The organism is Aggregatibacter sp. HK296, from assembly GCF_980469475.1.
Genome location: NZ_OZ413142.1, coordinates 1,143,499 through 1,169,947 on the forward strand (window position 1 = coordinate 1,143,499; position 26,449 = coordinate 1,169,947).

The 26,449-nt window shown below is 43.3% G+C and carries 26 protein-coding genes, 1 other RNA gene and 1 pseudogene; 12 read left to right on the plus strand and 16 right to left on the minus strand.

What is annotated here, in order from left to right:
• Window positions 1-25: 25 nt before the first annotated feature.
• The 4 genes from fadD to yoaA form a co-directional block, all read right to left on the minus strand.
• Window positions 26-1,717 (minus strand): long-chain-fatty-acid--CoA ligase FadD, encoded by a 1,692-nt coding sequence (gene fadD / locus AC30SH_RS05405; protein WP_315028423.1) that lies wholly within the window; start codon window positions 1,715-1,717, stop codon window positions 26-28.
• Window positions 1,718-1,783: 66 nt separating this feature from the next.
• Window positions 1,784-2,338: a Slp family lipoprotein gene (locus AC30SH_RS05410; RefSeq protein ID WP_314886417.1), complete on the minus strand. Its 555-nt coding sequence runs from the start codon at window positions 2,336-2,338 to the stop codon at window positions 1,784-1,786.
• Window positions 2,339-2,369: 31 nt separating this feature from the next.
• Entirely contained in the window at window positions 2,370-3,092 is a 723-nt protein-coding gene (gene tsaB, locus AC30SH_RS05415; RefSeq protein WP_314886420.1) for a tRNA (adenosine(37)-N6)-threonylcarbamoyltransferase complex dimerization subunit type 1 TsaB, read from the minus strand.
• Between the two features lie 2 nt (window positions 3,093-3,094).
• Entirely contained in the window at window positions 3,095-5,041 is a 1,947-nt protein-coding gene (gene yoaA / locus AC30SH_RS05420) for a DNA repair helicase YoaA (RefSeq protein WP_489582238.1), read from the minus strand.
• A gap of 73 nt (window positions 5,042-5,114) precedes the next feature.
• Between yoaA and AC30SH_RS05425 the strand changes: the two genes are divergently transcribed.
• Together AC30SH_RS05425 and AC30SH_RS05430 are read left to right on the plus strand one after the other, a co-directional pair.
• Window positions 5,115-5,933 (plus strand): D-hexose-6-phosphate mutarotase, encoded by an 819-nt coding sequence (locus AC30SH_RS05425; RefSeq protein WP_489582239.1) that lies wholly within the window; start codon window positions 5,115-5,117, stop codon window positions 5,931-5,933.
• A gap of 207 nt (window positions 5,934-6,140) precedes the next feature.
• On the plus strand, window positions 6,141-6,509 hold the full coding sequence (locus AC30SH_RS05430; RefSeq protein ID WP_109127836.1) for a rhodanese-like domain-containing protein: 369 nt from the start codon (window positions 6,141-6,143) through the stop codon (window positions 6,507-6,509).
• Window positions 6,510-6,703: 194 nt separating this feature from the next.
• On the opposite strand, the gene AC30SH_RS05435 is transcribed toward AC30SH_RS05430, so the two are convergent.
• Window positions 6,704-8,230: a catalase gene (locus AC30SH_RS05435; protein WP_489582240.1), complete on the minus strand. Its 1,527-nt coding sequence runs from the start codon at window positions 8,228-8,230 to the stop codon at window positions 6,704-6,706.
• Between the two features lie 238 nt (window positions 8,231-8,468).
• Here AC30SH_RS05435 and AC30SH_RS05440 point away from each other — a divergent pair, with 238 nt between their 5' ends.
• A complete protein-coding gene (locus AC30SH_RS05440; protein WP_489582241.1) occupies window positions 8,469-8,798 on the plus strand; it encodes a DMT family transporter in 330 nt (109 codons plus the stop codon).
• A 196-nt stretch (window positions 8,799-8,994) separates the two neighbouring features.
• On the opposite strand, the gene ygiD is transcribed toward AC30SH_RS05440, so the two are convergent.
• Window positions 8,995-9,780: a 4,5-DOPA-extradiol-dioxygenase gene (gene ygiD, locus AC30SH_RS05445; protein ID WP_489582242.1), complete on the minus strand. Its 786-nt coding sequence runs from the start codon at window positions 9,778-9,780 to the stop codon at window positions 8,995-8,997.
• Between the two features lie 270 nt (window positions 9,781-10,050).
• On the opposite strand from ygiD, the gene AC30SH_RS05450 reads away from it, so the two are divergent.
• Window positions 10,051-10,380, plus strand: a complete 330-nt coding sequence (locus AC30SH_RS05450) for a hypothetical protein (RefSeq protein ID WP_489582407.1) — start codon at window positions 10,051-10,053, stop codon at window positions 10,378-10,380.
• A gap of 158 nt (window positions 10,381-10,538) precedes the next feature.
• On the opposite strand, the gene AC30SH_RS05455 is transcribed toward AC30SH_RS05450, so the two are convergent.
• From AC30SH_RS05455 to AC30SH_RS05470, 4 genes and pseudogenes are all read right to left on the minus strand, one after another.
• Window positions 10,539-11,561, minus strand: coding sequence for a tetratricopeptide repeat protein (locus AC30SH_RS05455; RefSeq protein ID WP_489582243.1), 1,023 nt, complete (start codon window positions 11,559-11,561; stop codon window positions 10,539-10,541).
• A 76-nt stretch (window positions 11,562-11,637) separates the two neighbouring features.
• Complete coding sequence (locus AC30SH_RS05460; protein WP_489582244.1) at window positions 11,638-12,297, minus strand: tetratricopeptide repeat protein; 660 nt, start codon at window positions 12,295-12,297, stop codon at window positions 11,638-11,640.
• Between the two features lie 103 nt (window positions 12,298-12,400).
• Window positions 12,401-12,936 (minus strand): annotated as a pseudogene (locus AC30SH_RS05465) (elongation factor P hydroxylase).
• Window positions 12,937-13,072: 136 nt separating this feature from the next.
• Window positions 13,073-13,651 (minus strand): NAD(P)H-dependent oxidoreductase, encoded by a 579-nt coding sequence (locus AC30SH_RS05470; RefSeq protein ID WP_489582245.1) that lies wholly within the window; start codon window positions 13,649-13,651, stop codon window positions 13,073-13,075.
• Between the two features lie 452 nt (window positions 13,652-14,103).
• On the opposite strand from AC30SH_RS05470, the gene AC30SH_RS05475 reads away from it, so the two are divergent.
• The 4 genes from AC30SH_RS05475 (at window position 14,104) to cydC (ending at window position 19,563) form a co-directional block, all read left to right on the plus strand.
• Window positions 14,104-14,961 (plus strand): co-chaperone YbbN, encoded by an 858-nt coding sequence (locus tag AC30SH_RS05475; RefSeq protein ID WP_489582246.1) that lies wholly within the window; start codon window positions 14,104-14,106, stop codon window positions 14,959-14,961.
• A 53-nt stretch (window positions 14,962-15,014) separates the two neighbouring features.
• Window positions 15,015-15,971: a thioredoxin-disulfide reductase gene (gene trxB / locus AC30SH_RS05480; RefSeq protein WP_489582247.1), complete on the plus strand. Its 957-nt coding sequence runs from the start codon at window positions 15,015-15,017 to the stop codon at window positions 15,969-15,971.
• Between the two features lie 95 nt (window positions 15,972-16,066).
• The gene (gene cydD / locus AC30SH_RS05485) at window positions 16,067-17,830 is read left to right on the plus strand and encodes a heme ABC transporter permease/ATP-binding protein CydD (RefSeq protein ID WP_489582248.1); all 1,764 of its coding nucleotides are present in this window, start codon (window positions 16,067-16,069) and stop codon (window positions 17,828-17,830) included.
• Entirely contained in the window at window positions 17,830-19,563 is a 1,734-nt protein-coding gene (gene cydC, locus AC30SH_RS05490) for a heme ABC transporter ATP-binding protein/permease CydC (RefSeq protein ID WP_489582249.1), read from the plus strand. The genes cydD and cydC overlap by 1 nt, the downstream gene beginning before the upstream one ends.
• A 23-nt stretch (window positions 19,564-19,586) precedes the next feature.
• Here cydC and ffs read toward each other — a convergent pair.
• An RNA gene (ffs, locus tag AC30SH_RS05495) (signal recognition particle sRNA small type) lies at window positions 19,587-19,685 on the minus strand.
• 135 nt (window positions 19,686-19,820) lie between these two features.
• Between ffs and tesB the strand changes: the two genes are divergently transcribed.
• A complete protein-coding gene (gene tesB / locus AC30SH_RS05500; RefSeq protein WP_489582250.1) occupies window positions 19,821-20,687 on the plus strand; it encodes an acyl-CoA thioesterase II in 867 nt (288 codons plus the stop codon).
• A gap of 15 nt (window positions 20,688-20,702) precedes the next feature.
• Entirely contained in the window at window positions 20,703-21,575 is an 873-nt protein-coding gene (locus tag AC30SH_RS05505; RefSeq protein ID WP_489582251.1) for a ferritin-like domain-containing protein, read from the plus strand.
• Window positions 21,576-21,611: 36 nt separating this feature from the next.
• Here the strand turns inward: AC30SH_RS05505 and AC30SH_RS05510 are convergent, their stop codons facing one another.
• The 3 genes from AC30SH_RS05510 to AC30SH_RS05520 all read right to left on the minus strand — a co-directional run bounded on the left by AC30SH_RS05510 (window position 21,612) and on the right by AC30SH_RS05520 (window position 23,189).
• Window positions 21,612-21,740: a lipoprotein gene (locus AC30SH_RS05510; RefSeq protein WP_006717757.1), complete on the minus strand. Its 129-nt coding sequence runs from the start codon at window positions 21,738-21,740 to the stop codon at window positions 21,612-21,614.
• Window positions 21,741-22,478: a lipopolysaccharide kinase InaA family protein gene (locus AC30SH_RS05515; RefSeq protein WP_249113889.1), complete on the minus strand. Its 738-nt coding sequence runs from the start codon at window positions 22,476-22,478 to the stop codon at window positions 21,741-21,743. It abuts the gene before it with no gap.
• 66 nt (window positions 22,479-22,544) lie between these two features.
• The gene (locus AC30SH_RS05520) at window positions 22,545-23,189 is read right to left on the minus strand and encodes a hypothetical protein (RefSeq protein ID WP_212510602.1); all 645 of its coding nucleotides are present in this window, start codon (window positions 23,187-23,189) and stop codon (window positions 22,545-22,547) included.
• A gap of 83 nt (window positions 23,190-23,272) precedes the next feature.
• On the opposite strand from AC30SH_RS05520, the gene AC30SH_RS05525 reads away from it, so the two are divergent.
• The gene (locus tag AC30SH_RS05525) at window positions 23,273-23,857 is read left to right on the plus strand and encodes a YceB family lipoprotein (RefSeq protein ID WP_212510601.1); all 585 of its coding nucleotides are present in this window, start codon (window positions 23,273-23,275) and stop codon (window positions 23,855-23,857) included.
• Window positions 23,858-23,910: 53 nt separating this feature from the next.
• Here the strand turns inward: AC30SH_RS05525 and nagK are convergent, their stop codons facing one another.
• Window positions 23,911-24,828 carry an N-acetylglucosamine kinase gene (nagK, locus tag AC30SH_RS05530; RefSeq protein ID WP_314886409.1) on the minus strand — a complete coding sequence of 306 codons (918 nt, stop codon included), beginning with the start codon at window positions 24,826-24,828 and terminating at the stop codon, window positions 23,911-23,913.
• 60 nt (window positions 24,829-24,888) lie between these two features.
• Window positions 24,889-25,629: a phosphatase PAP2 family protein gene (locus AC30SH_RS05535; RefSeq protein WP_212510600.1), complete on the minus strand. Its 741-nt coding sequence runs from the start codon at window positions 25,627-25,629 to the stop codon at window positions 24,889-24,891.
• Window positions 25,630-25,704: 75 nt separating this feature from the next.
• Between AC30SH_RS05535 and ribA the strand changes: the two genes are divergently transcribed.
• A complete protein-coding gene (ribA, locus tag AC30SH_RS05540; protein ID WP_109127816.1) occupies window positions 25,705-26,358 on the plus strand; it encodes a GTP cyclohydrolase II in 654 nt (217 codons plus the stop codon).
• The last annotated feature ends 91 nt before the right edge of the window (window positions 26,359-26,449 follow it).

Below are 26,449 nucleotides of genomic sequence, written 5' to 3' on the forward strand. Positions count from 1 at the left end.
CTCTCGAATAGATGAATAAAATAATTTAGGCAGTTGTCGCATGTTTCGCAATTTCTTCATCACGTAAAACACGACGTAAAATTTTACCTACGTTGGTTTTCGGCAATTCCTCACGGAACTCAATGTCTTTTGGAATTTTATAGCCGGTTAAATATTTGCGGCAGTGTTGTCGTAATTCATCACGGGTTAAACTTTCATCTTTCTTCACGACGAAGAGTTTGATGGTTTCCCCGGACACGTCATTTGGCACACCGATTGCCGCGACTTCAGCCACTTTATTGTTTAACATCGCCACATCTTCGATTTCATTCGGATACACGTTAAAACCGGACACCAAAATCATGTCTTTTTTACGATCCACAATGCGCAAGCTGTAACTTTCATCCATGATCACAATATCACCGGTTGCCATCCAACCGTCTTTGATCACTTCTGCGGTGGCTTCCGGGCGTTGCCAATACCCTTGCATCACCTGTTCGCCTTTCACCCACAACTCCCCGGCTTCACCGAGAGCTGCTTCAGAACCGTCTTCTTTCACAATTCGAATATCGGTGTTCGGCACCGGCACACCAATACTGCCGTTATGCTTCACCACATTCACCGGGCATGCCGCAATTAGCGGAGAGCATTCTGTCATGCCGTAACCTTCAATAATGTTACAACCGGTCAATTCATGCCAACGAGTGGCAACGGATTGGTGAATCGCCATACCACCGCCCACAGAAAGTTTTAAGGCAGAGAAATTCACGTTCTTCAACTCGTCATTGTTTAACAGGGCGTTAAACAAGGTATTCACGCCGGTAATCGCCACAAACGGATATTTTTTCAGTTCTTTCACGAAGCCCGGAATATCACGCGGGTTCGTAATTAATACGGCAGTCACCCCCAATTCAATAAACAGCAAGCAGTTCACGGTGAGGGCAAAAACGTGATACAACGGCAAAGCTAGAATAGCCAATCGTTCACGACTACGATCGCCCACAAAAGGATGGGCAATCCACTTAGCTTGGAACACATTCACGATAATATTACCGTGCGACAACATCGCGCCTTTCGCGACGCCTGTAGTTCCGCCGGTGTATTGCAAAAATGCCAAATCATTGCGTTCCATTTGCGGACGCACATATTGACGATATTTCCCCACACTCAACACTTCACGGAACGTGACCGCATTTGGCAACTTATATTTTGGCACGAGTTTCTTCACGTATTTCACTACGAAGTTCACTAATGTGCGTTTACCAAAAGACAACTGATCGCCCATACGGGTCAAAATCACATGTTTCACGGAAGTGTTAAAAACAATTTTTTCTAACGTAGAAGCAAAGTTAGACACCACCACAATGGCTTTGGCGCCACTGTCTTGCAACTGGTGTTCCAACTCGCGTGGTGTGTAAAGCGGATTCACATTCACCACCACAAGGCCGGCACGTAAAATACCAAACAAGGCGATTGGATATTGCAACAAATTCGGCATCATTAATGCCACACGCTCACCACGCTCCAACTTCAATTCATTTTGCAAATAGGCCGCAAAAGCACGGCTGCGTTCTTCTAATTTACGAAACGTTAACACTTGTCCCATATTAATATAAGCAGCGCGGTCGGGATGTTCACGAATCGCTTTATCAAACATATCTAAAATCGAATCATATTCTGAGGTATCCAACTCACGCTCAGAACCTTCCGGATAATTTTGAAACCAAGGTTTAGTCATGATGATTCCTTATCTTTTTTCTTTATTTTTATAAAATGAGGCGGAATTCTAACATTCCGCCCAAACTTAATACAAATTATAGCGAAGGCGTGGTTCGGCCCACATAAATCTCGGCGCCCACCAGCCGTATGGATAAAACGGCCCGTAATCATACATGTCGTCCGGATCGTAATAATATTCTTGCACAAGCTTCCAAAGACGATATTGATGGGCTTGCACCACCGGATAGCTGTAATCCGCTTGATCAATTTTGCCCGGCTCTTTGCCACTTAGCACACCGGCAACGGTAATGTATTGATCTTTTAAGTTTTCCGGATCCACAAAGCCGTTTAAGTAGGCAATAAATCGCCCATTGCTGTGGCTATCAATCATCGGTTTTGCGGAGAAATACGCGACAGTTTGATTTAACACTTCCACTTTTGTCTGATTTTTTAACGCAGTGGCAGAAATCACTTTGCCGCCCAGACGTACTTTCACACAACGACAATCATAATCTTGCTGTTGAATGTTATTTAAATTTAACGCATCAAATTGTTTTGGCTCTAACCCTTGCGGCGCCGACACACAACCGGTTAAAACAAGAGAAAGTGCGGTTAATATTAAGCCTATTTTTTTGCTCATTTTAATGCTCCTCTCAAAAGATGATTAAAATCTATTCTCGCCCCGGCAATTTCTTCCACGTCACTTCATTACGTAAGTAAATCGGTTCAATCTCCAACGGGCTGATGGTCTCGCCGGCAAACCATTTTGGCAATGCCAAATCCAGCATATATAAAGCAGAAGGTAAGGTGATCTCTGTCGCTTTACCAAAATTTGCGTCGCTTAATTCAGGATAAGCCGCCCAGCCGGTTCCTGCTAAAACGGCATTTTCATGATGTTGTTGAACCACCTGCTCAATGGCTTTTGACGGGCTGCACACCTGCTCGGCAATAACCGGTTGCCAATCTAAAAACTCGCCGAAATCTGACCGCACTTTTTGCGCCTGCCATTGGGCGAAATACACTTCATTCATACGCGCATCAATCGCCGTTAATACATTTTCCGCCTGATATTGCGCATAGGCAGCTTGTGCCATGGCGGCCAAATTGGACACCGGAATCACCGGCAAATCAGCCCCAAAGGCTAAGCCTTGGGCAATACCAGCGCCAATACGCACACCGGTAAAACTGCCCGGACCACGTCCAAAAACCAAGGCATCCACTTGATGTAGCGTAATGCCTGCTTGAGCCAAAATTTCATCCACCATCGGCAAAATATGTTTGGTGTGTTCACGCTGTGCAAATTGCGCTAAATGTGTTTTTTCACTGCCGCGTAACAAAGCAACAGAACAAGCCTCTGTTGCGGTATCCAAAGCTAATAATGTGACATTTTTCATATTTATATTGATTCGTTGTTATCATCTGTCTTTAAAGTTGTTAAGAATTGTACCACTTTGTGCAAATCCCGCGTACGTTTAAAATTCGGCAAACTGCGTAAAAAGGTTTCTCCATAAGGCCGCATCACCAAGCGGTTATCGCAAATAATCACAGCACCGCGATCGGTCACATCACGAATTAACCGCCCTACGCCCTGCTTCAACGTAATCACCGCTTCGGGAATTTGAATATCATGAAACGGATCACCGCCCTGCAAACGACAATCTTCAATACGGGCTTTCAGTAAAGGCTCGTCAGGCGCAGTAAACGGCAGTTTATCGATAATCACCAGCGACAAGGCATCGCCCCGCACATCCACGCCTTCCCAAAAACTGGAGGTGGCCACCAGCACGCTATGCGATTGCGAAACAAATTGTTCCAATAACGTCGTTTTTGCTGTTTCGCCCTGCAATAAAATCGTCAGTTCACTGTTTTCACGAAAATAGTCCGCCAGACTGCGCATCATGGCGTACGACGTGCAAAGCACAAAACAACGCCCTTGGTTGGCTTCGATAATCGGCAGTAACATTTTGCCTAATTGAGTGAACGTGCCGCTGTGATTGGTTGCCGGCAGATAACGTGGCACGCATAGCAAGGATTGCTCCGCATAATTAAAGGGGCTTGGCAGAATTTTCTGCGCCGCATCTTGAATGCCTAAACGCTGGCAAAAATGCGCAAAAGTACCGCCCACTTCCAAGGTGGCTGAGGTGAAAATCCAAGCGCATTTTTGTTTCGCCATTTGCTCACCAAACTTGTCCGCCACAGTAAGTGGCGTAATGTGTAGCCCAAACTGGCGACCGATACATTCAAACCAATAGCAATAGCCGGTGATTTCCGTTTCCGTCAGGCGTTTAAGTAGATTTTGTAACTGCGCAATACGCTCAAAAATGCTGTCCAGCGTTTGCGAACGCCCTAAGCCCAATTTCACCACCTCAGCAGTGAAATTCAGTTTTTCCAATAAAAAATCAAAAGCTTTTTTGACCGCACTTTGTTGCAGCATTTGCCGCCAGTTACCGCGCAAATTGCCTTCACCCAACATTAAACGAAAATCCTGCACAATTTTTAACAGTTGATCCGCCGCCACACCAAGCTGTTTCATGTCTTTCACTTCAGTGCGGTAGGTAATTTGAATGTCTTTACATAAATCAAAAAGTTGGCGGGATGTCACCGATTGACCGAAATATTGGCTGGCGATATCAGGCAGTTGGTGCGCTTCATCAAATACAATCACTTCTGCATTCGGGATCAATTCGCCGAAGCCATTTTCTTTCACTGCCATGTCGGCAAAAAATAAGTGATGATTGACCACCACCAAATCCGCATTCAACGCTTTTTTACGCGCCAATGCCACAAAACAATCCGCATAATTCGGGCAATCACTCCCCAAACAACTTTCGGCCGTGCTGGTGAGCTGGGGCAAAATCGGGCTGTCTTCAGCAATTTCAATACATTCGGACAAATCCCCGGTCTTCGTGGCGTTGCGCCATTTTCGCACTTTGGATAAATCGTGCAGCACACTGCGGTCACCCAGCACGCCTTGCGCAATCACCTGTTCTAAACGTTCTAAACATAAATAATTGGCACGCCCTTTGAGCAAGGCAATTTTGCCGCTGTACCCGAGGGCTTTTTGAATGGCGGGCAAGTCGCGATTGAACAGCTGATCTTGCAAATTTTTGGAACCGGTAGAAATGATGGTTTTCTTTTTCGCCAATAACGCCGGCGCCAAATATGCAAAGGTTTTGCCCGTGCCCGTACCGGCTTCCACCACTAACGCGCCATGCTGTTCAATGGCATTGCCTACTGCCGTCGCCATGTCGACCTGTTCCGCGCGGGGACGAAAGCCCTTGATATGGGCGCTCAATGCACCCTCTGGGGAAAACGCCTTGCTAATTTGTTTTGAATACGCCATTATTTTTCACCTGTTAAAAAGTCGGCACAGTATAGCAGATTTCCCCTCTTTCTGAATCAATAAGGACAAGACGATGAACATTCAATTACAACAACAAATCACGCCGGAATTGAGCTTATATGCTTACAACGACATTCCCGTTTTACATTTACACCACGCCGTCGGCACCGCCAAAATCGCCTTGCAAGGGGCGCATTTATTCAGTTGGCAACCGGCGCACAGCAAGCAAGATGTATTGTGGTTAAGCGACATTGAGCCGTTTAACGCCGGCACGGCAATTCGTGGCGGCATCCCGATTTGCTATCCATGGTTTAATAATACCGGCACACCTGCGCATGGTTTCGCCCGCACCAGCCTGTGGCAACTAAGCGACTATGAGATTGGCTGTGATAAAGTACGGTTAGTTTTTTCGTTGTTTTCAAAACACCACCTCATTTTGGCTAAAATTGAAATGCTGTTCACCGAACATTGCGACCTGCGCTTTACTCACTACGGCGAAACCGGCATGGAAAAGGTGCAACTGGCGCTACATAGTTATTTCAAGATTAGCAACATCGCCAACACGACGATCGTCAACCTACCAACAACCTGTTTTAACTCCCTGACCCAATCGCAGGAAACCGTGCCTTCACCACGCACTATCAATGAAAACGTAGATTGCATTTATACTGCCCCACAGCAGCCAACGGAAATTCACGACCAAGTCAACCAACGTACCCTATTTGTGGCACATCAAAATGCCAGCGATGTGGTGTTATGGAACCCATGGCACAAAGCCACAAGCAGTATGGCTGAAAACGGCTATCAAACCATGGTGTGCGTAGAAACCGCACGAATCCATCGCTATCTTCAGTCTGGCGAAACCGTGGCGGTGAGATTGAGTGTGAAATAGTTCAAAGTGCGGTCAGATTTTTAGATGTTTTTCAACACTCAATATCTGATCGCTTGAGATCTGCCTAAATCCCCTAAAATTCCTATCAAAACGATTCATAAAACATCTCATTTTTGGCCTAATTTGCCATTTATTACAGCCGTGTTTGTGAGTAACATAATGGGCGATTCAAAACACATAACCATCCATATAAAAGGAGATTAAATCGTGAAAAAATTAATGACTGCAGTCGTTTTCGCTGCTGCGATGACAGCGCCCTTAGCTGCCTCAGCAGCTTCTATGCCAGAAACAGAAAAAGCGATGGCGCAACAAGCAAACACAAAAGGTGTTTGGATTGATGTTCGCTCTGCCGAAGAATTTAACGCAGGCCATTTACAAGATGCGATTAACATTCCGCACGATCAAATCCTTGAACGCATCCAATCCGTTAGCCCGGATAAAGACGCACCTATCAACCTCTACTGCCGCAGCGGTCGCCGTGCAGAAGTGGCGTTAAACGCACTGAAAAAAGCAGGTTACACCAACGTTACCAACCATGGCGGTTATGAGGATTTGGTTAAGAAAGGCATGAAATAATCACATATCATTAAAAACAAAAATCCCCTAAATGTTTAATTTAGGGGATTTTTTATAAGTAATTTTTGACTGAGCTCTATCGAAAAATTGCACATCACGGCTATTAAGATTTCAGGTGATTTTTTTATGATAAAGTCCAATCCGTTTTTCAGGTGTTTTTTTGTCGCTCAACCTATATGCATTAAAACCTGAAATTACAACAATCCTGGTTGACCTAAAGCAGGATCTACTTCACGTGCTTTTAAAGCATCTTCAACAGTTAAGCCTAATGCGTTGGCAACACCTTCACCATACGCCGGATCACACCAATGACAGTTGCGAATGTGACGATATTTGATGAAATCAGGTGCATCCCCCATTGCGGCTGCTGTGTTATTGAATAACGCTTGTTTTTGCTCCGAATTCATTAAGTTAAATAATGCACGCGGTTGGCTGAAGTAATCGTTATCATCGTTACGGAAATCCCAGTGCGCAGCATCACCATTAATACGAAGTGGTGGTTCGGCAAAATCCGGTTGTTGTTGCCATTGATTAAAACTATTCGGTTCATAGTGCGGTAAGCTACCGTAGTTACCGTCCACACGACCAAAACCATCACGTTGGTTGCTGTGTACCGGACAACGTGGACGATTTACCGGAATTTGACGGTAGTTCACTCCTAAACGATAACGTTGTGCATCTGCATAGTTGAATAAACGCGCTTGCAACATTTTATCCGGGCTTGCACCGATCCCCGGCACTAAGTTACTCGGTGCAAAGGCAGATTGTTCCACATCAGCAAAGAAGTTTTCCGGATTGCGGTTAAGTTCAAACTCCCCTACTTCAATTAATGGATAGTCTTTTTTCGGCCATACTTTAGTTAAATCGAATGGGTGGTAAGGCACTTTTTCCGCATCGGCTTCAGGCATAATTTGTACGTATAACGTCCATTTCGGGAAATCACCCCGTTCAATCGCTTCATACAGATCGCGTTGATGACTTTCACGGTCATTTGCGATGACGGCAGCCGCTTCTGCATCGGTTAAGTTTTTAATGCCTTGTTGGGTACGGAAGTGGAATTTCACCCAAAAACGTTCGCCCGCTTCGTTCCAAAAACTGTAAGTATGTGAACCGAAACCGTGCATATGGCGATAGCTTGCCGGAATACCGCGATCACTCATGACAACAGTGACTTGGTGCAATGCCTCAGGCAATAATGTCCAAAAGTCCCAGTTGTTTGTAGCTGAACGCATATTCGTGCGCGGATCGCGTTTTACCGCTTTATTTAAATCAGGAAATTTACGCGGATCGCGCAAGAAAAATACCGGCGTGTTGTTACCCACTAAATCCCAGTTTCCTTCTTCGGTATAGAATTTTAAAGCAAAACCACGAATATCACGTTCCGCATCCGCAGCACCACGTTCACCGGCAACGGTCGTAAAGCGTGCAAACATTTCCGTTTTTTTGCCGACTTCACTGAAAATTTTGGCACGGGTGTATTGAGTGATGTCATTCGTCACAGTAAAGGTGCCGAATGCACCGGAACCTTTCGCATGCATACGACGCTCCGGAATCACTTCACGCACGAAATCCGCTAATTTTTCGTTAAGCCATAAATCCTGCGCAAGTAACGGACCACGTGGGCCGGCAGTTAAACTGTTTTGGTTATCGGCAACAGGCGCGCCGTTACCCATCGTTAAAGGCGTGCTGGTTAAATGAGAAAAAGGGCATTTAGCACTCATAGAAAACTCCTTAATAAATAGTATTAGCTTGAAGTAAATATCGCCAAGCATAATATAGAAAGGTTTTACCGATTGAAATCTATTAAATCAATTCAAAAACCCTATCTAAAAAAGAATTGCGACGGCGTAATGCAAATTTGCTATATTCCGTTCAAAATTGTCGTTTTTTCATCGACGGTTCAATCGCATTCTAAAGTGCGGTCATTTTTTAGAAAGATTTTACAAACAGAGAGAAAATATGAATCCTTGGCTTTTACTGGGTGGCTCTATCGGCTTGGAAGTCATCGCCACCAATTTGCTGAAATTAAGCAATGGTTTTACCAAACAGCTTCCTACCATAAGTGCGTTATTGATTTATGCCTTATCGTTTTATTTGGTCTCCATCGTCTTCCGCAGCCTGCCTGTCGGCTTGGTCTATGCCGTTTGGTCCGGCGCAGGGATCATTTTGACAGCGATGGTTGCCTTCTTTGCCTTTGGACAAAAACTCGATATGCTCGCTATGTTAGGAATTGCCCTGATTATTTCCGGCGTGCTGGTGATTAATCTATTTTCAACAACAAATCACTAATTTTCAGAACATAACGTGATTGTTGTCACCTTCAAAGCAAGAAGCGCTCTCATTGTGTTTTCTCATGTTACTTTACCGGGCGGATCCGTGCGTGAACGGTGCCTCAAACTCGGCAACTGAAAGCGAAATGCTCGCCACCACCCCGCCCTATTACAACACCAATTTATAGATTTCAACATAAAGTGTTGCGTTCATTTCATTCCACCAACACAGAGGTCATACTCAATGAACCCGCAATCAAATTATCATTGAAAAATGCCACTTTTTCATTAGGCTCTCGTAGCGCCATTACATACAAGAGTGGCAAATAGTGATCAGGTGTGGGTACGGAAAGTACCGCACCTTCACCAAATTGCTCATAATGCACCAATTCATCGTTATTTTGTGTGGTCATGGCGTGATTAATATGATCACGGAACGCATACGCCCAGTCATAACCTGCACCGATTTGATCAATATGTTCCCAGCTTATGGCTCTCAGATTATGCACAATATTGCCGCTGCCGATAATCAAGACACCCTGTTCACGCAAAGCAGATAATTTTTTCGCTAAATTAAAATGCCACTCTGCCGGTTGCAAACGGTTAAGACTCAGTTGCACGACGGGAATATCGGCATCGGGATAGAGAAACTTCAACACCGCCCAAGCGCCATGATCAAAACCACGCGTTGAGTTCAGCTCAACATTTTCCGGCTGCAATAACAACCGCACTTGTTCCGCCAGCTCAGGCGAGCCGGGCGCCGGATATTGCACTTGGCTGAGTTCTTCAGGAAAGCCGTAGAAATCGTAAATCATTTCAGGACGTTCACTTGAAGTTACCTGCAAACGGCCGCTGTACCAATGCGCCGAAATCATCAAAATAGCTTTTGGTTTGGCAAACTTTTGCGTAATTAGGCTGAAATTCTGATTGAATGGGTTTTCTTTATCTAAAACATTCATCGGGCTACCATGCCCGACAAACAATACAGGCATTTTTTTCATCATTGCCTCCTTAAAATATTTGATGAGGCAGATTGTACGGATAAATGATTAAGCAATAAATCTCAATTTATGAACAACATATTTTCCCAGTAGGAGATGATGAAATATTCTTTCGCTTTGCTGCAAAGTTAAAAATGAGGTTGTCTGAAAGTTAAGTTTCAGACAACCTTTTTTCTTCCAAAGTGCGGTCAGATTTTCAGGTGTTTTGGTAAATAGTCTTGAAACCTTTTTACAAGTACATTTTTTCTACGCCATTCAGAGCAACAATAAATGTTAATAGATACCTTAATTCAAGTGCTCGGAAACCGTTTCATTCATTGTCTCATAGACTATATTTTCCAAATTAGCAAAACTAATTTTATTATCCGTTGCTTTTTTAGCAAAAAACAAGCCCGTAATATAGCGAGCAACAAAACTCAGAAAGTTAATACGGAAAATAAAATGAATCCTAAATATGCCCCCTTATTTACCCCTTATACCTTTAACAATGGTGTGGAAATCAAAAATCGTCTGACGGTTGTACCGTTGACGATTTATGATTCAGGCGAAGATGGTGAAATCACCGACGCATCACCTAGCAATGCCTCTAATTCTTCATAACGTTCTTTTAAACTTTCAAGTTTTGCAATAATAGAATCTTTCATATCTTTCTAAAGTTAAATCAAAAAATAAAATCGGCCTGTTCTAGCCGATTTTAGGGAGAATTGACAGCGAAGAGGAGATTAAGAATCTCAGGTGCTTTGTTGGTGACTTACTCACTATTTATTAGTCTCTTGTTTTTGATTGAGCTCACGATATTTATCACACCCTTCTTGACTGCGTAAATCGCAAGCATCACCAAAGTATTTTTGGGCTTTGGATTTATCTTTTTCCAACTCGCCTAGCTTAATTAACACTTTCGGATCTTTGCTTAACACCAACTCTTCTTTAATCGCTTCGATTTTTTCTTGAAGCTCAGGTTGATTTGGTAAATCATCCCGACTAAGAATACTCAGTTTTAAATCGGTAATATCCGTAATTTTTTTATCTTTGCAAGCCGAATGTTCTTTACATTTATCCAACAATTCTTCAACCATTTTTTCATTCTTTGGCGTACCCAAACCTAATAAATAAAGCGTAGCTAAATCTTGGTAAATATCAAAATCTTTACGTCCAAGTACTAGTGGAAAAAAATCAAATGAACTATTTATTTTTATATTTTTGTAAGCTTCACTATACCAATAAAATGCTTTCTGCCAATCTTGTTGCACACCATCACCATAAAAATAGGCATTTCCTAAATTTGCTTGAGCCACTGGGAATCCTGCTTCAGCATTTTGGGTCCATAACATTATTGCACTTAACTTATCTCCGTTAACAAGCAAGTGGAATGCCTGGTGACCTTTCGCATGATAACTTCCTAATTGAACAGCTTTTTCACGATATTCATCTTTTCTTTGCTCATCTAAATTGGATAATTGATAATAAGCCTCAGCATAATTCTGAGCTGCTGCTTTCTCATACCATTTTTTAGCAAATTCTTCTTGTTTATTACTTTCATATATTTCGGCTAACTGAAATTGTGCAGCTGGATAACCTTTTTCTGCTAACACACGCAAACGCTCAGCAGGGAATTGGCTTAATTCATTACTCGCTTTTTTATCGTTATAATGCTGTTTACGCTCTAATAAACGTTCTAACTTCCGAATTTCTGTCTGTTCTGGGTAATATTGGGTAAAATACACTGCTCCGCCACCAATCATCGCCAATAATAAAACAGCTAAGGTTAATTTTTTCTTCATTATTTTGCATCCTTATTAAACTTATAATTAAATAAAACACAATTTCTACTCGCCAATATGAGCTGTAAACGTGTTATTACATCTCTCCTCTATTTAACTTGCCATAATATTCACAACCCCGTTGTTCACCATTATTGCAAGCCTTACCAAACCATTCTTTAGCTAAAGATTTATTTACTTGAATACCTTTTCCTAAAAGATATGAGAATCCCAACATAAATTGAGCCTGTGCATCTCCCTGTTCCGCCGCTTGGCGATACCACCTCACCGCTTCAACATCATCTTGTTTTACGCCGAGTCCCTTATTATACACCAAGCCCAATTGCAATTGAGCCAGTGCAAATCCTTGCTCCGCCGCTTGGCGATACCACTTCACCGCTTCAACATCATCTTGTTTGACGCCACGTCCATCTTCATACATCGCGCCCAATTTCAATTGAGCAGCTGCATCTCCCTGCTCCGCCGCTTGGCGATACCACTTCACCGCTTCAAAATAATCTTGTTTGACGCCAAGTCCATTTTCATACGCATTTCCCAAAAGAACTTGGGCGATCGCATCACCTTGCTCCGCCAGAGGTAACCAAAGTTTAAAGGCGGTTTGATAATCGCCCCTTTCTGTAGCTTCAAGACCTTGTTGGAATTGCTGTTCCGGCGTACCCGCCCAAGCGGTAGAATGAAAAGAAGCAAGTGAAAAGCCTAGAATGGCAGTAGTGATAAGTGTTTTTGGAAATTTCATAGAAATTAGTCCTTTATTTTTGTAAAAAATTATAAAACAAACTATTGTTTAGTTGATAATATTGATTACACTCCCTGTAAACAGGGTAAAAAATAATATTACTTTAAATACGCGTCACATCAAATTTACTTAAATCAATACGATCTTCTGTGCCATAAAAAATAGCAAGAGCATAACGTAACGTTTCCGCTCGTTTTGGTAAACCTTTTTCCGCGTAGATTTTCACTTGTTCATACACGTCTTGTTTAAAAGGCTGTGTATCGCCCGGATTACCATTCAAATTATCCGCACTGGCAAAATAACGGAAACCTGCCGCTGTCGCCAAAATCCATTCTAATGCTTGCGGTTTCACTTCCACCTTTTAAAATCACGCTGGCGTTCTTCAGAACGACCATCCGGCTCATACCAATAGCCAAAATCGTCTAATTTACGGCGCTCTTTCCCCGCCACTAACCAATGGGCAATTTCATATAATGCACTGCTGCAAAAGCCTCTCTCAAAGTAAATGGCGTTATAAGGCACCTCATCATTTGCAGGAATATAAATCGGCTCATCCCCACCTTTAACCAATCTCGTATTATATTCTTCTTCAAAACATTGATTAAAAATCGCAATGATGTCCTCAAGTTTATGTTCCATGCTTTCTCCAAATATTTTTATAAATAAAGTCTCTTAAAATGTTTAATAATTATCACATTTTTAATGTCTTTCACAAAATCTAGTTGAATAAAAAAGGTGAGCTAAAATGCTCACCTTCTAAACTAATATTTAGTAATTAACCAAACACTTTTTCCAAATGTGCTTGGTAGTCTGCTAAGTATTGTTCTACTTGTGGATTTTTAATCACGTCGTTACATAAGAATGTCGGCAGACAGGTCAAGCCGATGAATTCGTTGAGTTTATGGAAGTGCATGTATAACGCATCTACGCCTTTTCCTTCAAAGAAATCGCCTTCACGGGTGAAGGCTTCAATCGGGGCATTCCAAGTAAGTGAGAGCATGTGTTTTTTGCCTTGCAACAAACCACCTGTGCCGTAGCCTTCTGTCGGATTGACACGATGACGACCATCACTGTGGTAAAGCTTGCCGTGTCCGCTGGTTAATACTTCGTCTATGTATTTTTTCACTGTCCAAGGTTCGTGCATCCACCAACCCGGCATCTGCCAAATTACGGCATCCATCCAAACAAATTTTTCGATTTCTGCCTCAACATCATAGCCGGCATCAATCACGGTTTCTTTTATATTGTGTCCAAGTGCGGTCAAAATTTCTTTTGCTTTTTTATGAAGTGTATGGTTCAAATCACCATGTGAATGTCCGAAATCTTTGCCACCATCCAATAATAAAATATTCATCTTTTTGCTCCTAAAATAAATAATTCGAAAAACTAGAGCCGCAATTATGCCTTCTTACTCTATATTTTAAAAGTGCAGTTACTTGCCACGCTATTTCCAGACCATAAGGGGAAATTTCTTGTACGCCATCGATTACGGCTAATCGGTAGTATCGGCATTCACTATTCTTCTTTAACAAACAAAACCGACATTTTTTCATGATTTTCTCCTTGTTATTTGATTAAGCAATAAGCCACGCTTTATGAACAACATTTTTTACTAATAGGAAATGACATGAAAAGTGCAGTCAATTTTTCGGATGTTTTGGGGGTTTAAACCCTATCCGAATCTCCTTTATGCGAATCGTCAATCTTGCAAGCCTTTAAGAGGCTATACCCTGAAAAACACTAAAAAATCCTACCGTACTTTGCTATAATGCGCGCCATTCATTTCATTCAAAACAAGAGAAGAATATGACGGATTTTCCTGCCATTCGTGACCTCAACGAGCAAAATCTCAACGAAATTTTACAGCTTTCACAACATCATCCTTTGGTGATCACGTTTTATGCGCCAAGCCATGCAGATTCGGTGGCGTTTGTGAAAACCTTGGAAAATTATGCCAACCAATACCAAGGGCAATTTGTGTTGGCAAAAGTAGATTGTGAGAAAGAACAAATGGTGGCGGCGCAGTTTCGTATTCAAGCCTTGCCGACCACTTATTTGTTTAGAGATGGGCAAGCGTTGGATGCGTTTCAAGGCGCGTTGGATAACACCACCTTGCAACAGCGTTTGAGTGTGATTTTGCCGAAAGAGGAAGAAATCAAATTTAATCAGGCGTTGGATTTGCTTGCGGTGGAAAACTATGAGCAGGCGTTGCCATTGTTGAAAGAGGCGTGGGAGTTGTCTGATCAGAAAAATAGCGATATCTCACTGCTCTATGCGGAAACCTATATCGCCATGAAAAAAACTGAGCCTGCACAGCAGATTTTGAACAAAATCCCCTTGCAAGATCGCGACAGTCGCTGGCAAGGATTACAAGCACAAATTGACTTGTTGATTAAAGCCGCCGATACGCCGGAAATTCAACAATTACAGGAAGAATTTGCAAAACGGGCAACCCATGATCTTGCGTTAAAATTGGCCTTGCAATTACACCAAGCCAACCGCAACGAAGAGGCGTTGGACTTGTTATTTACCATTTTACGTCAAGATTTAGGCGCAGAGGACGGCAAAATTAAGCAGGAATTTTTATCCATCTTGGTCGCCATCGGCAACAACGATCCGGTAACCAATAAATACCGCCGATTGCTCTATTCGTTGTTGTACTGATGGGAAATCTTCTATAATAGCGCCCACAAATTTCAAGTTGATAAGGATTGATTATGTCGGATATGAAACACGCTCAATTACTCATTTTAGGATCAGGCCCTGCTGGTTACACTGCGGCTATTTATGCGGCGCGCGCTAATTTGAAACCGGTGCTCGTCACAGGATTACAACAAGGCGGACAACTCACTACCACCAGTGAAATTGAAAACTGGCCGGGTGATTTCGGTGAAACGACCGGTCCGGAATTAATGCAAAGAATGTTGCAACACGCAGAAAAATTTGAGACCGAGATCGTCTTCGATCACATTAACCGTGTAGATTTATCTTCTCGCCCATTCAAATTATACGGCGATGCACAAACCTTTAGCTGCGATGCGTTAATCATCGCCACCGGTGCTTCCGCCCGTTATTTAGGCTTACCTTCCGAAGAAAACTTCAAAGGTCGTGGCGTTTCCGCTTGTGCCACTTGTGACGGTTTCTTCTATCGCAACAAACCGGTTGCCGTCATCGGTGGCGGTAACACCGCCGTGGAAGAAGCGCTTTATTTAGCCAACATTGCTTCTGAGGTGCATTTAATCCACCGTCGCGATAGTTTCCGCGCAGAGAAAATTCTTATCGACCGCTTATACAAAAAAGTGGAAGAAGGCAAAATTGTGTTGCATACCAACCGCACTTTAGATGAAGTGTTGGGCGACAACATGGGTGTGACCGGCGTACGTTTGAAAGACGTGCAATCTGAAGCAACAGAAGAAGTCGTATTAGACGGCGTCTTCGTGGCCATCGGCCATGCACCGAATACGGAAATTTTCCAAGATCAGCTGGAATTAAAGAACGGCTATATCGTGGTGAAATCCGGTTTAGAGGGCAATGCAACCGCCACTTCTGTGGAAGGTGTTTTTGCCGCAGGCGATGTGATGGATCACAACTATCGTCAAGCCATTACCTCTGCTGGCACCGGCTGCATGGCGGCATTAGATGCCGAGCGTTATTTGGATGCGCAAAAAGCATAACTGTTCGGTCATCGCACCGAGACAACACATTGTGCAATACAGGGTGGGCAATAACGCCCACCTTCCGTTTTTCTGTTTCTGATACAACATAACTTATGGATAAATCTCGTCAAAAATATTTGCAACAATGGCTTCGCACACAGCAAAAGCCGATTAAAAAATATTTAAATCTCAACATTCTGCTCGCCACGTTCTCCTCGGTGATTTTAGTGGGGCAGACTTATCTCTTGGCCTCTTTGCTGCATAAGCTCATTATTCTGGGCGAACCGGTCACCGGTTTAGCGCCTTACTTTATCGGCTTAGTCGTCGGCTTTGCGCTACGTGCGCTGATTTTGTGGCTCCGAGAAAAAATCGGCTTCAAGTGCGGTCAATTATTACGGAATATTATTCGTCAGCAAATTTTGGATAAAATCCATCAAGTTGGCCCTGCAACGATTAACAATAAACCTGCCGGCAGTTGGGCAACCATCATGTTGGAACAGGTGGAAAACCTGCACAATTTCTACGCCCGCTATTTACCGCAACAAGCGCTTTCCGCCATTGTGCCGATGATTATTCTGATTGCCGTGTTCCCGTTGAATTGGACAGCCGGTTTGATTTTAATGGGCACCGCGCCGCTGATTCCTATCTTCATGATTTTGGTGGGCAAAGCGGCAGCAGACAGCAGCCAAAAGAACATGGATACCCTTGCTCGGTTAAGCGGTCAATTCCTCGATCGTCTGCGCGGTTTGGAAACCTTGCGTTTATTCGACCGCACTTCCGAGCAAACCCGCCATATTGAAAACAGCACGGAAGATTTCCGTGAAACTACCATGGATGTCTTGAAAATGGCATTCCTCTCCTCTGCCGTGTTGGAGTTTTTTACCTCGATTTCTATTGCATTAATGGCAGTGTATTTCGGTTTCAGTTATTTAGGGCAAGTGGAATTCGGCAGTTACGGCACGCCGATTACACTCTTTATCGGTTTCTTCTGCCTTATTCTTGCACCGGAGTTTTACCAACCCTTACGCGACCTCGGCACCTATTATCATGACCGTGCCGCCGGTATCGGTGCGGCAGATGCCATTGTAGATTTCTTGGAAGAAGATTATTTAATCGCTCAAGGCAACAGCAAAGCGGCATTTGAAAGCCAAAGTGCGGTGGAAATTTCAGGTGAAAATGTGGTGGTCTTGTCGCCACAAGGTAAACCGCTGACAGAGGCGCTGAATTTTCATATTCCGGCGCAGAGCCACATCGCGATTGTGGGACAAAGCGGCGCCGGAAAAACCTCGCTGATCAATGCCATTTTAGGCTTTTTACCTTATGAAGGCAGCCTGAAAATCAACGGGCAAGAATTGCGCAATGTCGATTTAGCCCAATGGCGCAAACACATTGCATGGGTCGGACAAAACCCGTTGTTGTTGCAAGGCACGATTAAAGAGAATTTATTATTGGGTGATATTCAAGCTTCTGCGCAAGAAATTGATCAGGCGTTGGCATTAGCGCAAGCGAAAGAATTTACCGACCGTCTCGGCTTAGAGGCAGAAATTAAAGAAGGTGGCATTGGCGTGTCCGTGGGGCAAGCACAACGTTTGGCCGTTGCTCGTGCGCTACTGCGTAAAGGTGATTTGTTATTACTGGATGAACCGACTGCTAGCCTCGATGCGCAATCGGAAAATCAAGTGTTACAAGCCTTGCAACACATCAGTCGCCAACAAACAACCGTGATGATCACCCACCGCATTGAAGATCTGAAACAATGCGACACCATTTTAGTGATGCGCCACGGACAAATTATTCAGCAGGGGCATTTTGACCAACTGCAACATCAAGGTTTCTTCGCCGAATTATTGGCACAACGACAACAGGATATTAACTAATGCGTGCTTTATTGCCTTTTATTCGTTTATTTAAATTTGCCAAACTGCCGTTAATTTTCGGTGGTTTATTAATGATTTTAGGACTTGCCTCCAGCATCGGGTTGCTTACCCTTTCCGGTTGGTTCTTGGGGGCGACCGCCATTGCCGGTTTAGGTTCATTGTTTAACTTTTTCTATCCGTCTGCCAGCGTACGCGGTTTAGCCATCGGACGTACCGTGGCACGCTATTTTGAAAAAGTTGTTACTCATGACGCCACCTTCCGCGTGCTAGCCAAATTACGCGTGCAAGTGTTTAGAAAAATTATCCCGTTAAGCCCGGGTGTACTTAATCGCTATCGTAACAGTGATTTATTAAACCGTTTGGTTGCCGATGTGGATACCTTGGACGGTCTTTATCTTCGCCTGATTGCACCATTTATCAGCTCCATTGTGGTGATTATATTTATTACCCTTGGATTAAGTTTTGTTCATGTGCCACTCGCCCTATTCCTTGGCCTCACGTTACTGACATTATTATTGGTGATTCCAACAATCTTTTACCATCTGGGCAACAAATTCGGCGCAAAATTAACCCAATCCCGCGCGCTTTACCGCACACAATTTGTGGAATTTATTCAGGCTCAAGCAGAACTGTTGTTATTTAACGGGGAAGAAAAACTAAAAGGGAAATTGAGCCAAACCGAACAGCAATGGCAAGCCTATCAACAACAGGAAGCGAATTTATCGGGATTTTCCACCGCACTTTTGTTGTTCGCCAACGGCTTGGTGTTATGTATTGTGATGTGGTTTGCCGCACAAGTGGATTTGGGCAGTGATGAATATCGCGCAGCGTTGATTGGCTTGTTTGCTTTTGCCGCCCTCGCCTCGTTTGAAATTCTGATGCCTATCGGTGCAGCATTTTTGCACATTGGGCAAATGGTGGCGTCAGCTGAACGGGTAACAGATATTATCGAACAGCAACCACTTGTAGATTTTTCCGGCACGCAACTTGTTGAAAGCCAAACTCAAGTGCCGTTATTGCAAATTAATCAAGTTCATTTCACTTATCCGCAACGTGATAATCCGGCATTAGTGGACTTAAATCTCCATATTCAAGCCGGTGAAAAACTTGCCATTTTAGGAAAAACCGGCAGCGGCAAATCGACGCTACTTCAATTATTGGTACGCAATTATGATGCCAATCAAGGGGAAATCTTATTCGCCGGTAATCGCATTCAAGCCTATAGTGAAAGCAGTTTACGCCAACAATTTTGTTTCTTAACGCAACGCGTGCATGTGTTTAGCGATACGTTGCGTAACAACTTGAAACTCGCTACCCATGCGCCATTAAGCGATGAAAAAATGGTTGCCGTGCTACAACAGGTGGGCTTGGAAAAATTGGTGAATCAAGAACAAGGATTAGATTTATGGCTGGGAGACGGCGGTCGTCCGTTATCAGGCGGAGAACAACGTCGTTTAGGCTTGGCACGCGTGTTATTAAATGATGCGCCTATTTTACTCTTAGATGAACCGACAGAAGGTTTGGATCGCGAAACCGAACGCAATATTCTGCAAGCGATTTTGGCTCACAGTGTCGGTAAAACCTTGATTATGGTGACGCACCGTTTAACCGCCATTGAGCAATTTGATCAACTTGTGGTGATCGATAACAGTCGATTAATTGAACAAGGTTCGTACAGCGAATTGGTCAATAAAGAAAATGGCTTTTTCAAGCAACTGACACAACGTATTTAAAAAGAAGGGCTGGAAAGGTGGAAACCTTTCCGGCTTAGTCTCGGCACACGAAAATTCTGACTTTGGCTGCTTTCTTCCGAACCTGACCTGGTAAACCAGACTTCATTGCGAGGGACCGAAAAGGTTTCCATTGAATTAACCGCAAGATTTGATAGCGCGATTAAGGTTTCGCATTATGCAATAAGCCCTATTGAATTGCAAATGTTATCTCCGGATCACATCAGAACAGCCTGAACTTTAAACAAACGAGGAAAATCATGACCGCACTTAACCAACTTATCGAACTGTTAAAACTGGAAAAAATCGACGATTTACTTTTTCGCGGCGCAAGCCAAGATCTCGGGTTTCGCCAAGTGTTCGGTGGTCAAGTCGTGGCGCAAGCGCTTTCTGCTGCAATTCAAGTCGCCCCTCAAGATCGTTTTTTACATTCTTGCCACGCCTATTTTCTCTCGCCGGGCGACAGTCAATATCCGATTATTTATGATGTCGAAATTTTACGCGAAGGCAGAAATTTCACGGCGATGCGGGTAAAAGCCATTCAACATAAATCACCGATTTGTCACATTACCGCCTCTTTCCAAACGCTGGAACAAGGCTTTGAACACCAAAGCGAGATGCCAAAGATAGAAGCCCCTGATGCCCTCATGTCAGAAAGCTCGGTCATTCAGCAAATGGCGCAAACCATTCCAGAAGCCGTGCGTGATAAATTTACGGCAGAGCGTCCATTTGATATTCGCACCAAATATTTAAATAACCCGTTCCGTGGACACAAACTGCCACCGCAACAATACTCTTGGGTACGTACCAATGGCGAAGCACCGACAGACTATCGCATTCAACAATGTCTGCTTGCCTACTTCTCCGATTTTCATTGCATTTTGACCGCACTTCATCCCCATGAAAAAGGTTTTTTACAAAAAGGCATGAAAGTTGCCACCATCGACCATTCTATTTGGTTCCATCGCCCGTTTGATATGAATGATTGGTTGCTCTATGCCATTGAAAGTAATAACGCCTATGCTGCCCGCGGCCTTGCACGTGGTCAATTTTTTGCGGCAGATGGCAGATTAATTGCGACCACCCAACAAGAAGGGTTAATTCGTTACGTTCCGGAAGAACAATAAAAAATGAGGGAAAAAATGACCGCACTTTATGCCGCTCAAGATTTTTGGCATGCCGTTACCACAGCTCTGCAAACCACAGATCCGTTAGAAAAATGCCGCTTAGTGAATCATCTTTATGATGAGCTATTACCGCAGATTAAATTGGCGGAATTATCCGATTTTCCGGAAATAACACCACAAATGGATCTTGCCGGTATTCCGGAGAAGCCGCTGCTCGTTGCACCGAAAGATGTACCGAAACGTTCTTTCGCCACAGAAGAAGGTTATGCCGCAACGTTGCATGCTATTGCCCATATTGAATTTAATGCCATTAATTTAGGCTTAGATGCTGCTTGGCGTTTTGGCCGAAATGCACAACAAGAATTAGGCGAGGGCATGGCATTTGTAAAGGATTGGCTACGCGTCGCACGTGAAGAAAGTACACACTTTTCCTTAGTCAACGCGCATTTGCAGACCCTTGGATATCAATATGGCGATTTTGAAGCCCATGCCGGTTTATGGGAAATGGCGCAGGCAACCGCGCACGATATTTGGGAACGAATGGCATTAGTACCACGTGTACTGGAAGCGCGCGGACTGGATGCCACACCTATATTGCAAGAAAAGATTGCACAACGAAAAGATATGGCCGCCGTCAAAATTTTAGATGTGATTTTAACGGATGAAATCGGACACGTTTATATCGGCAATCATTGGTATCATGCGCTTTCCGCCAAACGCGGATTAGATGCCATGAAATGCTTTACCGAATTGCTGCATAAATATCGAATTGTAATTTTTAAAGGGGTAATCAACACAGATGCCCGTTTACAGGCCGGGTTCACGCAACATGAATTAGATTGGATTTATGAAGTGGAACAGACATTAAAGTCGTACGTTAAACATTAAAAAATGCCCGATAAGAAATATTATCGGGCATTTTTTTTAGAATCGAACGCCAGTGCCAACACCAACGCCTACGCCGACACCATTAGAACCGCCACCAACACCGACACCGACGGAACAGGCGCTGAGACTCAAAACAATAAATAATGTCATGATGATTTTTTTCATTTAGTCCTCTTTTTTCACTTGTTCAACATTCTCATATAGCCGATAAACCCCGATAAGATCGCGCTTGGCGATAGATTTAAAGGGCAACAATAAATAATAAATGAAACGATAATGTTCTACAGATGCCAACATATCCAGCCACTCCTGTGGCTCGCAACATTCACGGTATTTTCGCATAACATCGCAAATGATCTCATCGGATAATTCATCTTCACGACATAAATTATAGATAAACAGCAACAAATCACGCGCTTTTTGCTTACTTAAAGTTCGCTTGGTCGCATTCACTTCAAAATCAATAAACAACACTTGACCATCACGCCATAGAATATCGCGAATTGCCGGACGTCCGTGCACCAACCCTTGTTGATGTAAAGTCGCCAATGCCACCGCCGCATCCAATAAAATAGCGCGTTTTTGTTGTTCGGAAAGATGAAGCCCCATCCAATGGGCCACACTGTTCCCGCCGTCTTCCAACACCAAAAAATCCTCACCAAACATTTCAAGGCGCGGCACCGGCGCATCATGTTCCGCAAGATATTGCAAACTTTGAATTTCGTTTTTAAACGCTTGTTTCGGTTTCGGCTTCAAAAAATGCCACACACCGTGTAATTGTTCCGGTTGTTTTAACCAAAACTCTTTATCGTTATAAGTAAAATGATATACGCGCTCACCTTTATGCTCAGCAAGGATTTGCTGAACATATTCCTCAAAGGATAATGCGGATAATTGCGACATATTTTCGTTCCCCACAAACATAAAGTGCGGTCAAAATTAACCGCACTTTTAAGCCAATAGCCCGTGCTATTTTTTAATTAAACTTAATTTAGCCACACGATCACCGGCTAATTGACAATCCATTTTATAAAATTGGTTGCCGTTTAAACGAACATCCGCGGTAAGACGCGAATCACTGTTAGCATGATTCGCTGAACTGCGGAATACCCGTGAGGTTTGTGCAACCTGCTGAATTTTTGCAATGCAAAGGTAATTCAATTTAGCATCATTACCGGTTTTTATGTTGGACGCCCCTTTATCTGCGCTGTTGGTTCCCAACATTTTGTACAATTTAGCCCCTTCGGCGACGAACGCTTTATGCGATTCATTGGCATCATTTACGCTGTAAACTTTACCGTTTTCTTGCACAGCAGACACTTTCCCGGCTTTATAGAAAAATAATTTATTCTCGCCTTCGTGCGTAACTTTAATCAATTCCGGTTGTCCATTAAGATACGCAACATAATGGGTATTGTTATGCGTATATTCAAAGCGCGGCAATGTTTCCGCTTTTTGCACAAAAGCATTAACATCAAATTTTGCTGTGGATGTTGAGCCGGCCTCAATAACCGCCCCCGGTTTGTGAGTGTTGCTCGACGGAAATAAAGATCCGCACGCAGAGAGCAATAGAATTGAAGAACATAGTGTCGCTTTGATGATATATTGACGCATAAAAACTCCTGAAACCAATAAAAGTGCGGTCTAGTTTAACCGTTTTTTGATTTTTTTTAAACCTTACGCATTGGAGAACATCTATGTTTACATGGTTAAAACAAAAAGGCATGACTTTCATTTGTGCCTGTTTACTGACATTCACATGCTCAACTTCCGCTTTTGCCCTGGCTATCGGCGAAAGTGAAATTAACCAATTACTCAAACAACACAATCATTATAAAAACAGTTATGGCATTTCGGGACTCGCCGGCGTGGACTACAACCTGCATGATTTCAGCGCCAAAATTGGGCAAACGGGAGAAAAACGATTGGAATTAAACGGCATTATCGATGGCTTATTTCAACTCCCTACCGATAAATTTTCTGCCAAATTGAATCTCACCTTCGACACCGTGCCATATTATGATGCACAAAAAGGCGCCGTCTATTTGAAAGATATTCGTGTGCTTCGTTGGTCCGGCTCGCCACAACAGTATATGGGGCAAGTGCAAAATCTTATTCCCCTACTTGCCAGTAATATTTCCGCTTACTTGAGCAGTACACCGATTTATACGCTGGATGAAAAGAATCCTCGGGATAAAATGATCAAGCAAATCGCCAAAGCCATTCGTGTAGAACAAGGCAGACTGGAAGTGGAAACCATTGATAATTTGTTAAAACCGTAATCTTGAAGAAAAAAGAAAGGCTGAAATAAATTCAGCCTTTTTATTTTTAATCATCATTCGCGGGATAAAAACAATGCTGCCGCCCCACGCACGCCGCCGGAATCACCGTATTTAGCTTTTTTAATCACCGGTACTTTAGCGCTACGCATTAAATGTGGCGGTAGCGCTTTTGGTAACGCTTCGTATAAATAATCGAAATTGGATAATCCCCCGCCCAGCACGACAAGATGCGGATCGAAAGCCGTAATAATGTTGCCGATAGAAATCGCAGCAAGCTCCACAAAAACGCCGACAAAATCCACCGCACTTTTATCGCCCGCATAGAAACGTTGAATGATGTCTTTCGCCGGTAACGCTTCACCTTTCAAATCACGGTATAGCATTTCAAAACCACGACCGGATAAATAGGTATCCAGACACGCTTTGTTGCCGCAACCGCAATCATAAATCGGCGCCTTATCCCAGCCGAGTAATTTCAACGCGTGGTAGTTCAGTTGCAAATGCCCCAGTTCCCCCGCCATGCCTGTTTGTCCTGAATGAATTTTGCCATTCAATACAAATCCACCACCAAAACCGGTGCCTAAAATCAAGCCTAACACCGAAGGATATTGTGCATTTTCAGCATCCCAAGCTTCCGATAACGCAAAACAGTTTGCATCATTCTCGGCGCGAACTTCACGGTCTAACAGCGCAGATAAATCACGCAAAATGGGTTTATTGTCTGCCACGCGAATATTAGTAATTTCAGCAATGCCGGTACTTTGGTTCACAAACCCCGGAATCCCCAACCCCACAGCCCCTTTACAACCAAATTTTTCATCGGCTTTCTTCACTAAATTGACAATGGCATTCAACCAATCTTCATAGCTGTTTTTCGGTGTTTCCACCCGCTCGCTATATTGCTTCTCCAACTGAGAATTAAACACCGCCAATTCAATTTTAGTGCCCCCAATATCAAGCCCGTATAACATACGCTTCTCCTTTTACACGACTTAACAAATACCTGAAAAACCTACCGCACTTTTAGCCACTTATTCCGTTTTTTGGAAATACTGTTTTTTCGCTAAAAATGCAAAAATCACCCAATGCACCAACCACGCAATTAACACGGAAATCAATAAATCAATCGGATAATGCATGCCGAAACGCAAGCGACTGACTAACATCAACACCGCCCAACAGCTCATAAATGCGATTAATAATTTTGCGCGCCCTTTTCGGTTACCGATTAATTGCACGAAACCCACCGTTAACATAAGCCAGCTGGCGGCAAAAATCGTATGTCCGGATGGAAAAGAATAGCCCACTTCGCTCGCGTAATGACCTTTGATCCAGTCCGGTACAGCGTCTTTCATTTGATAGAATTGCTCAACAAATTGCGCCCGTGCTTTACGATCTTGCGCATAAAAAGCCTCGGTGCTTATGCCGGTCTGCTCGGCGACATACGTCACGAAAGGTCGTGGTTCGGTAAATGCATTTTTCAATCCGGATTTCAGCCCTTGCGTCACAACCATTGAAAAAGCCATTACAGCAACAGCTAAAATCCATTGTTTTCGCTGAGGAAATAATGGTAAAAAAAGCAACGCAAAAACGCCGCAAGTGATAATGGCGTAAGGCACACTCCCACTTTCTGTCAACCAATATAAAGGATGCTCGTAGTCTTCAAAAATGAGACTGCCACTCCACTGCCAAGAGAACAACCAGACAAAAAGAGGGACAAGACAAAGCAATAGTGTATATAATGACAAACTTTTTAACATATTCATAACCATAGATAAAATTGAGCCGTCATTTTATCACCAGAACCCGGCAAAAGAAAAAGAATAAGGACAAAATAAGGACACGTTATGGCAAAAATTGAACTCGTTGCCCAAGCCAATTTACCTACAGAATTCGGGCTATTTAAAATTGTAGGATTTGAATTTCCCGACACGAAAAAAGAACATGTTGCTTTAGTCTTGGGCGATATCAGCCATTCAGAAGAACCCGTTTTAGCACGCATCCATTCCGAATGTCTCACCGGCGATGCCTTGCATAGTTTAAAATGTGACTGCGGTTTCCAGCTTGCCGCGGCATTACGCCAAATTCAACAAGAAGGTCGCGGCGTATTGATTTATCACCGTGAAGAAGGTCGCGGCATTGGCTTAATTAATAAAATTCGCGCTTATTCCTTACAAGATAAAGGCATGGATACCATCGAGGCAAATTTGGCTTTAGGGTTTGCTGCGGATGAACGTAATTTTAGCGTATGCGCAGACATTTTCGATTTATTGGGTGTCAAACAAATTCGCTTACTCACCAATAACCCGGAAAAAATCGAAACAATGAAACAATCCGGCATCAATGTGGTAGAACGAGTGCCGTTGAATGTTGGGGAAAATCGCTATAACACCGCTTATTTGGATACCAAAGCTAAAAAAATGGGCCATTTTATCGTGCATAACGGCGAACAACATTTAATGGAATGCCCGTATTGCCAAGAAGAAGTGCCGAAAAAATAACAGACTCACATTAAATAAAAAAGCACAAACGTTCATTGCGTTTGTGCTTTTTGTTTTTCTAAGGCAGCTATCTCAAATATCTATCCAAGCA

Excerpts from the sequence above, each read along its gene's own strand:
- AC30SH_RS05440 (WP_489582241.1), top strand. The coding sequence starts at position 8,469 with ATGAATCCTTGGCTTTTACTGGGTGGCTCTATCGGCTTGGAAGTCATC.
- fadD (WP_315028423.1), bottom strand. The coding sequence starts at position 1,717 with ATGACTAAACCTTGGTTTCAAAATTATCCGGAAGGTTCTGAGCGTGAG.
- AC30SH_RS05470 (WP_489582245.1), bottom strand. The coding sequence starts at position 13,651 with ATGAATATTTTATTATTGGATGGTGGCAAAGATTTCGGACATTCACAT.
- AC30SH_RS05520 (WP_212510602.1), bottom strand. The coding sequence starts at position 23,189 with ATGCGTCAATATATCATCAAAGCGACACTATGTTCTTCAATTCTATTG.
- AC30SH_RS05435 (WP_489582240.1), bottom strand. The coding sequence starts at position 8,230 with ATGAGTGCTAAATGCCCTTTTTCTCATTTAACCAGCACGCCTTTAACG.
- AC30SH_RS05505 (WP_489582251.1), top strand. The coding sequence starts at position 20,703 with ATGACCGCACTTTATGCCGCTCAAGATTTTTGGCATGCCGTTACCACA.
- AC30SH_RS05535 (WP_212510600.1), bottom strand. The coding sequence starts at position 25,629 with ATGGTTATGAATATGTTAAAAAGTTTGTCATTATATACACTATTGCTT.
- trxB (WP_489582247.1), top strand. The coding sequence starts at position 15,015 with ATGTCGGATATGAAACACGCTCAATTACTCATTTTAGGATCAGGCCCT.
- ribA (WP_109127816.1), top strand. The coding sequence starts at position 25,705 with ATGGCAAAAATTGAACTCGTTGCCCAAGCCAATTTACCTACAGAATTC.
- AC30SH_RS05525 (WP_212510601.1), top strand. The coding sequence starts at position 23,273 with ATGTTTACATGGTTAAAACAAAAAGGCATGACTTTCATTTGTGCCTGT.
- AC30SH_RS05515 (WP_249113889.1), bottom strand. The coding sequence starts at position 22,478 with ATGTCGCAATTATCCGCATTATCCTTTGAGGAATATGTTCAGCAAATC.
- AC30SH_RS05460 (WP_489582244.1), bottom strand. The coding sequence starts at position 12,297 with ATGAAATTTCCAAAAACACTTATCACTACTGCCATTCTAGGCTTTTCA.
- cydC (WP_489582249.1), top strand. The coding sequence starts at position 17,830 with ATGCGTGCTTTATTGCCTTTTATTCGTTTATTTAAATTTGCCAAACTG.
- yoaA (WP_489582238.1), bottom strand. The coding sequence starts at position 5,041 with ATGGCGTATTCAAAACAAATTAGCAAGGCGTTTTCCCCAGAGGGTGCA.
- AC30SH_RS05410 (WP_314886417.1), bottom strand. The coding sequence starts at position 2,338 with ATGAGCAAAAAAATAGGCTTAATATTAACCGCACTTTCTCTTGTTTTA.
- nagK (WP_314886409.1), bottom strand. The coding sequence starts at position 24,828 with ATGTTATACGGGCTTGATATTGGGGGCACTAAAATTGAATTGGCGGTG.
- cydD (WP_489582248.1), top strand. The coding sequence starts at position 16,067 with ATGGATAAATCTCGTCAAAAATATTTGCAACAATGGCTTCGCACACAG.
- AC30SH_RS05510 (WP_006717757.1), bottom strand. The coding sequence starts at position 21,740 with ATGAAAAAAATCATCATGACATTATTTATTGTTTTGAGTCTCAGCGCC.
- AC30SH_RS05455 (WP_489582243.1), bottom strand. The coding sequence starts at position 11,561 with ATGAAGAAAAAATTAACCTTAGCTGTTTTATTATTGGCGATGATTGGT.
- AC30SH_RS05450 (WP_489582407.1), top strand. The coding sequence starts at position 10,051 with ATGTTAATAGATACCTTAATTCAAGTGCTCGGAAACCGTTTCATTCAT.
- AC30SH_RS05425 (WP_489582239.1), top strand. The coding sequence starts at position 5,115 with ATGAACATTCAATTACAACAACAAATCACGCCGGAATTGAGCTTATAT.
- AC30SH_RS05475 (WP_489582246.1), top strand. The coding sequence starts at position 14,104 with ATGACGGATTTTCCTGCCATTCGTGACCTCAACGAGCAAAATCTCAAC.
- ygiD (WP_489582242.1), bottom strand. The coding sequence starts at position 9,780 with ATGAAAAAAATGCCTGTATTGTTTGTCGGGCATGGTAGCCCGATGAAT.
- tsaB (WP_314886420.1), bottom strand. The coding sequence starts at position 3,092 with ATGAAAAATGTCACATTATTAGCTTTGGATACCGCAACAGAGGCTTGT.
- tesB (WP_489582250.1), top strand. The coding sequence starts at position 19,821 with ATGACCGCACTTAACCAACTTATCGAACTGTTAAAACTGGAAAAAATC.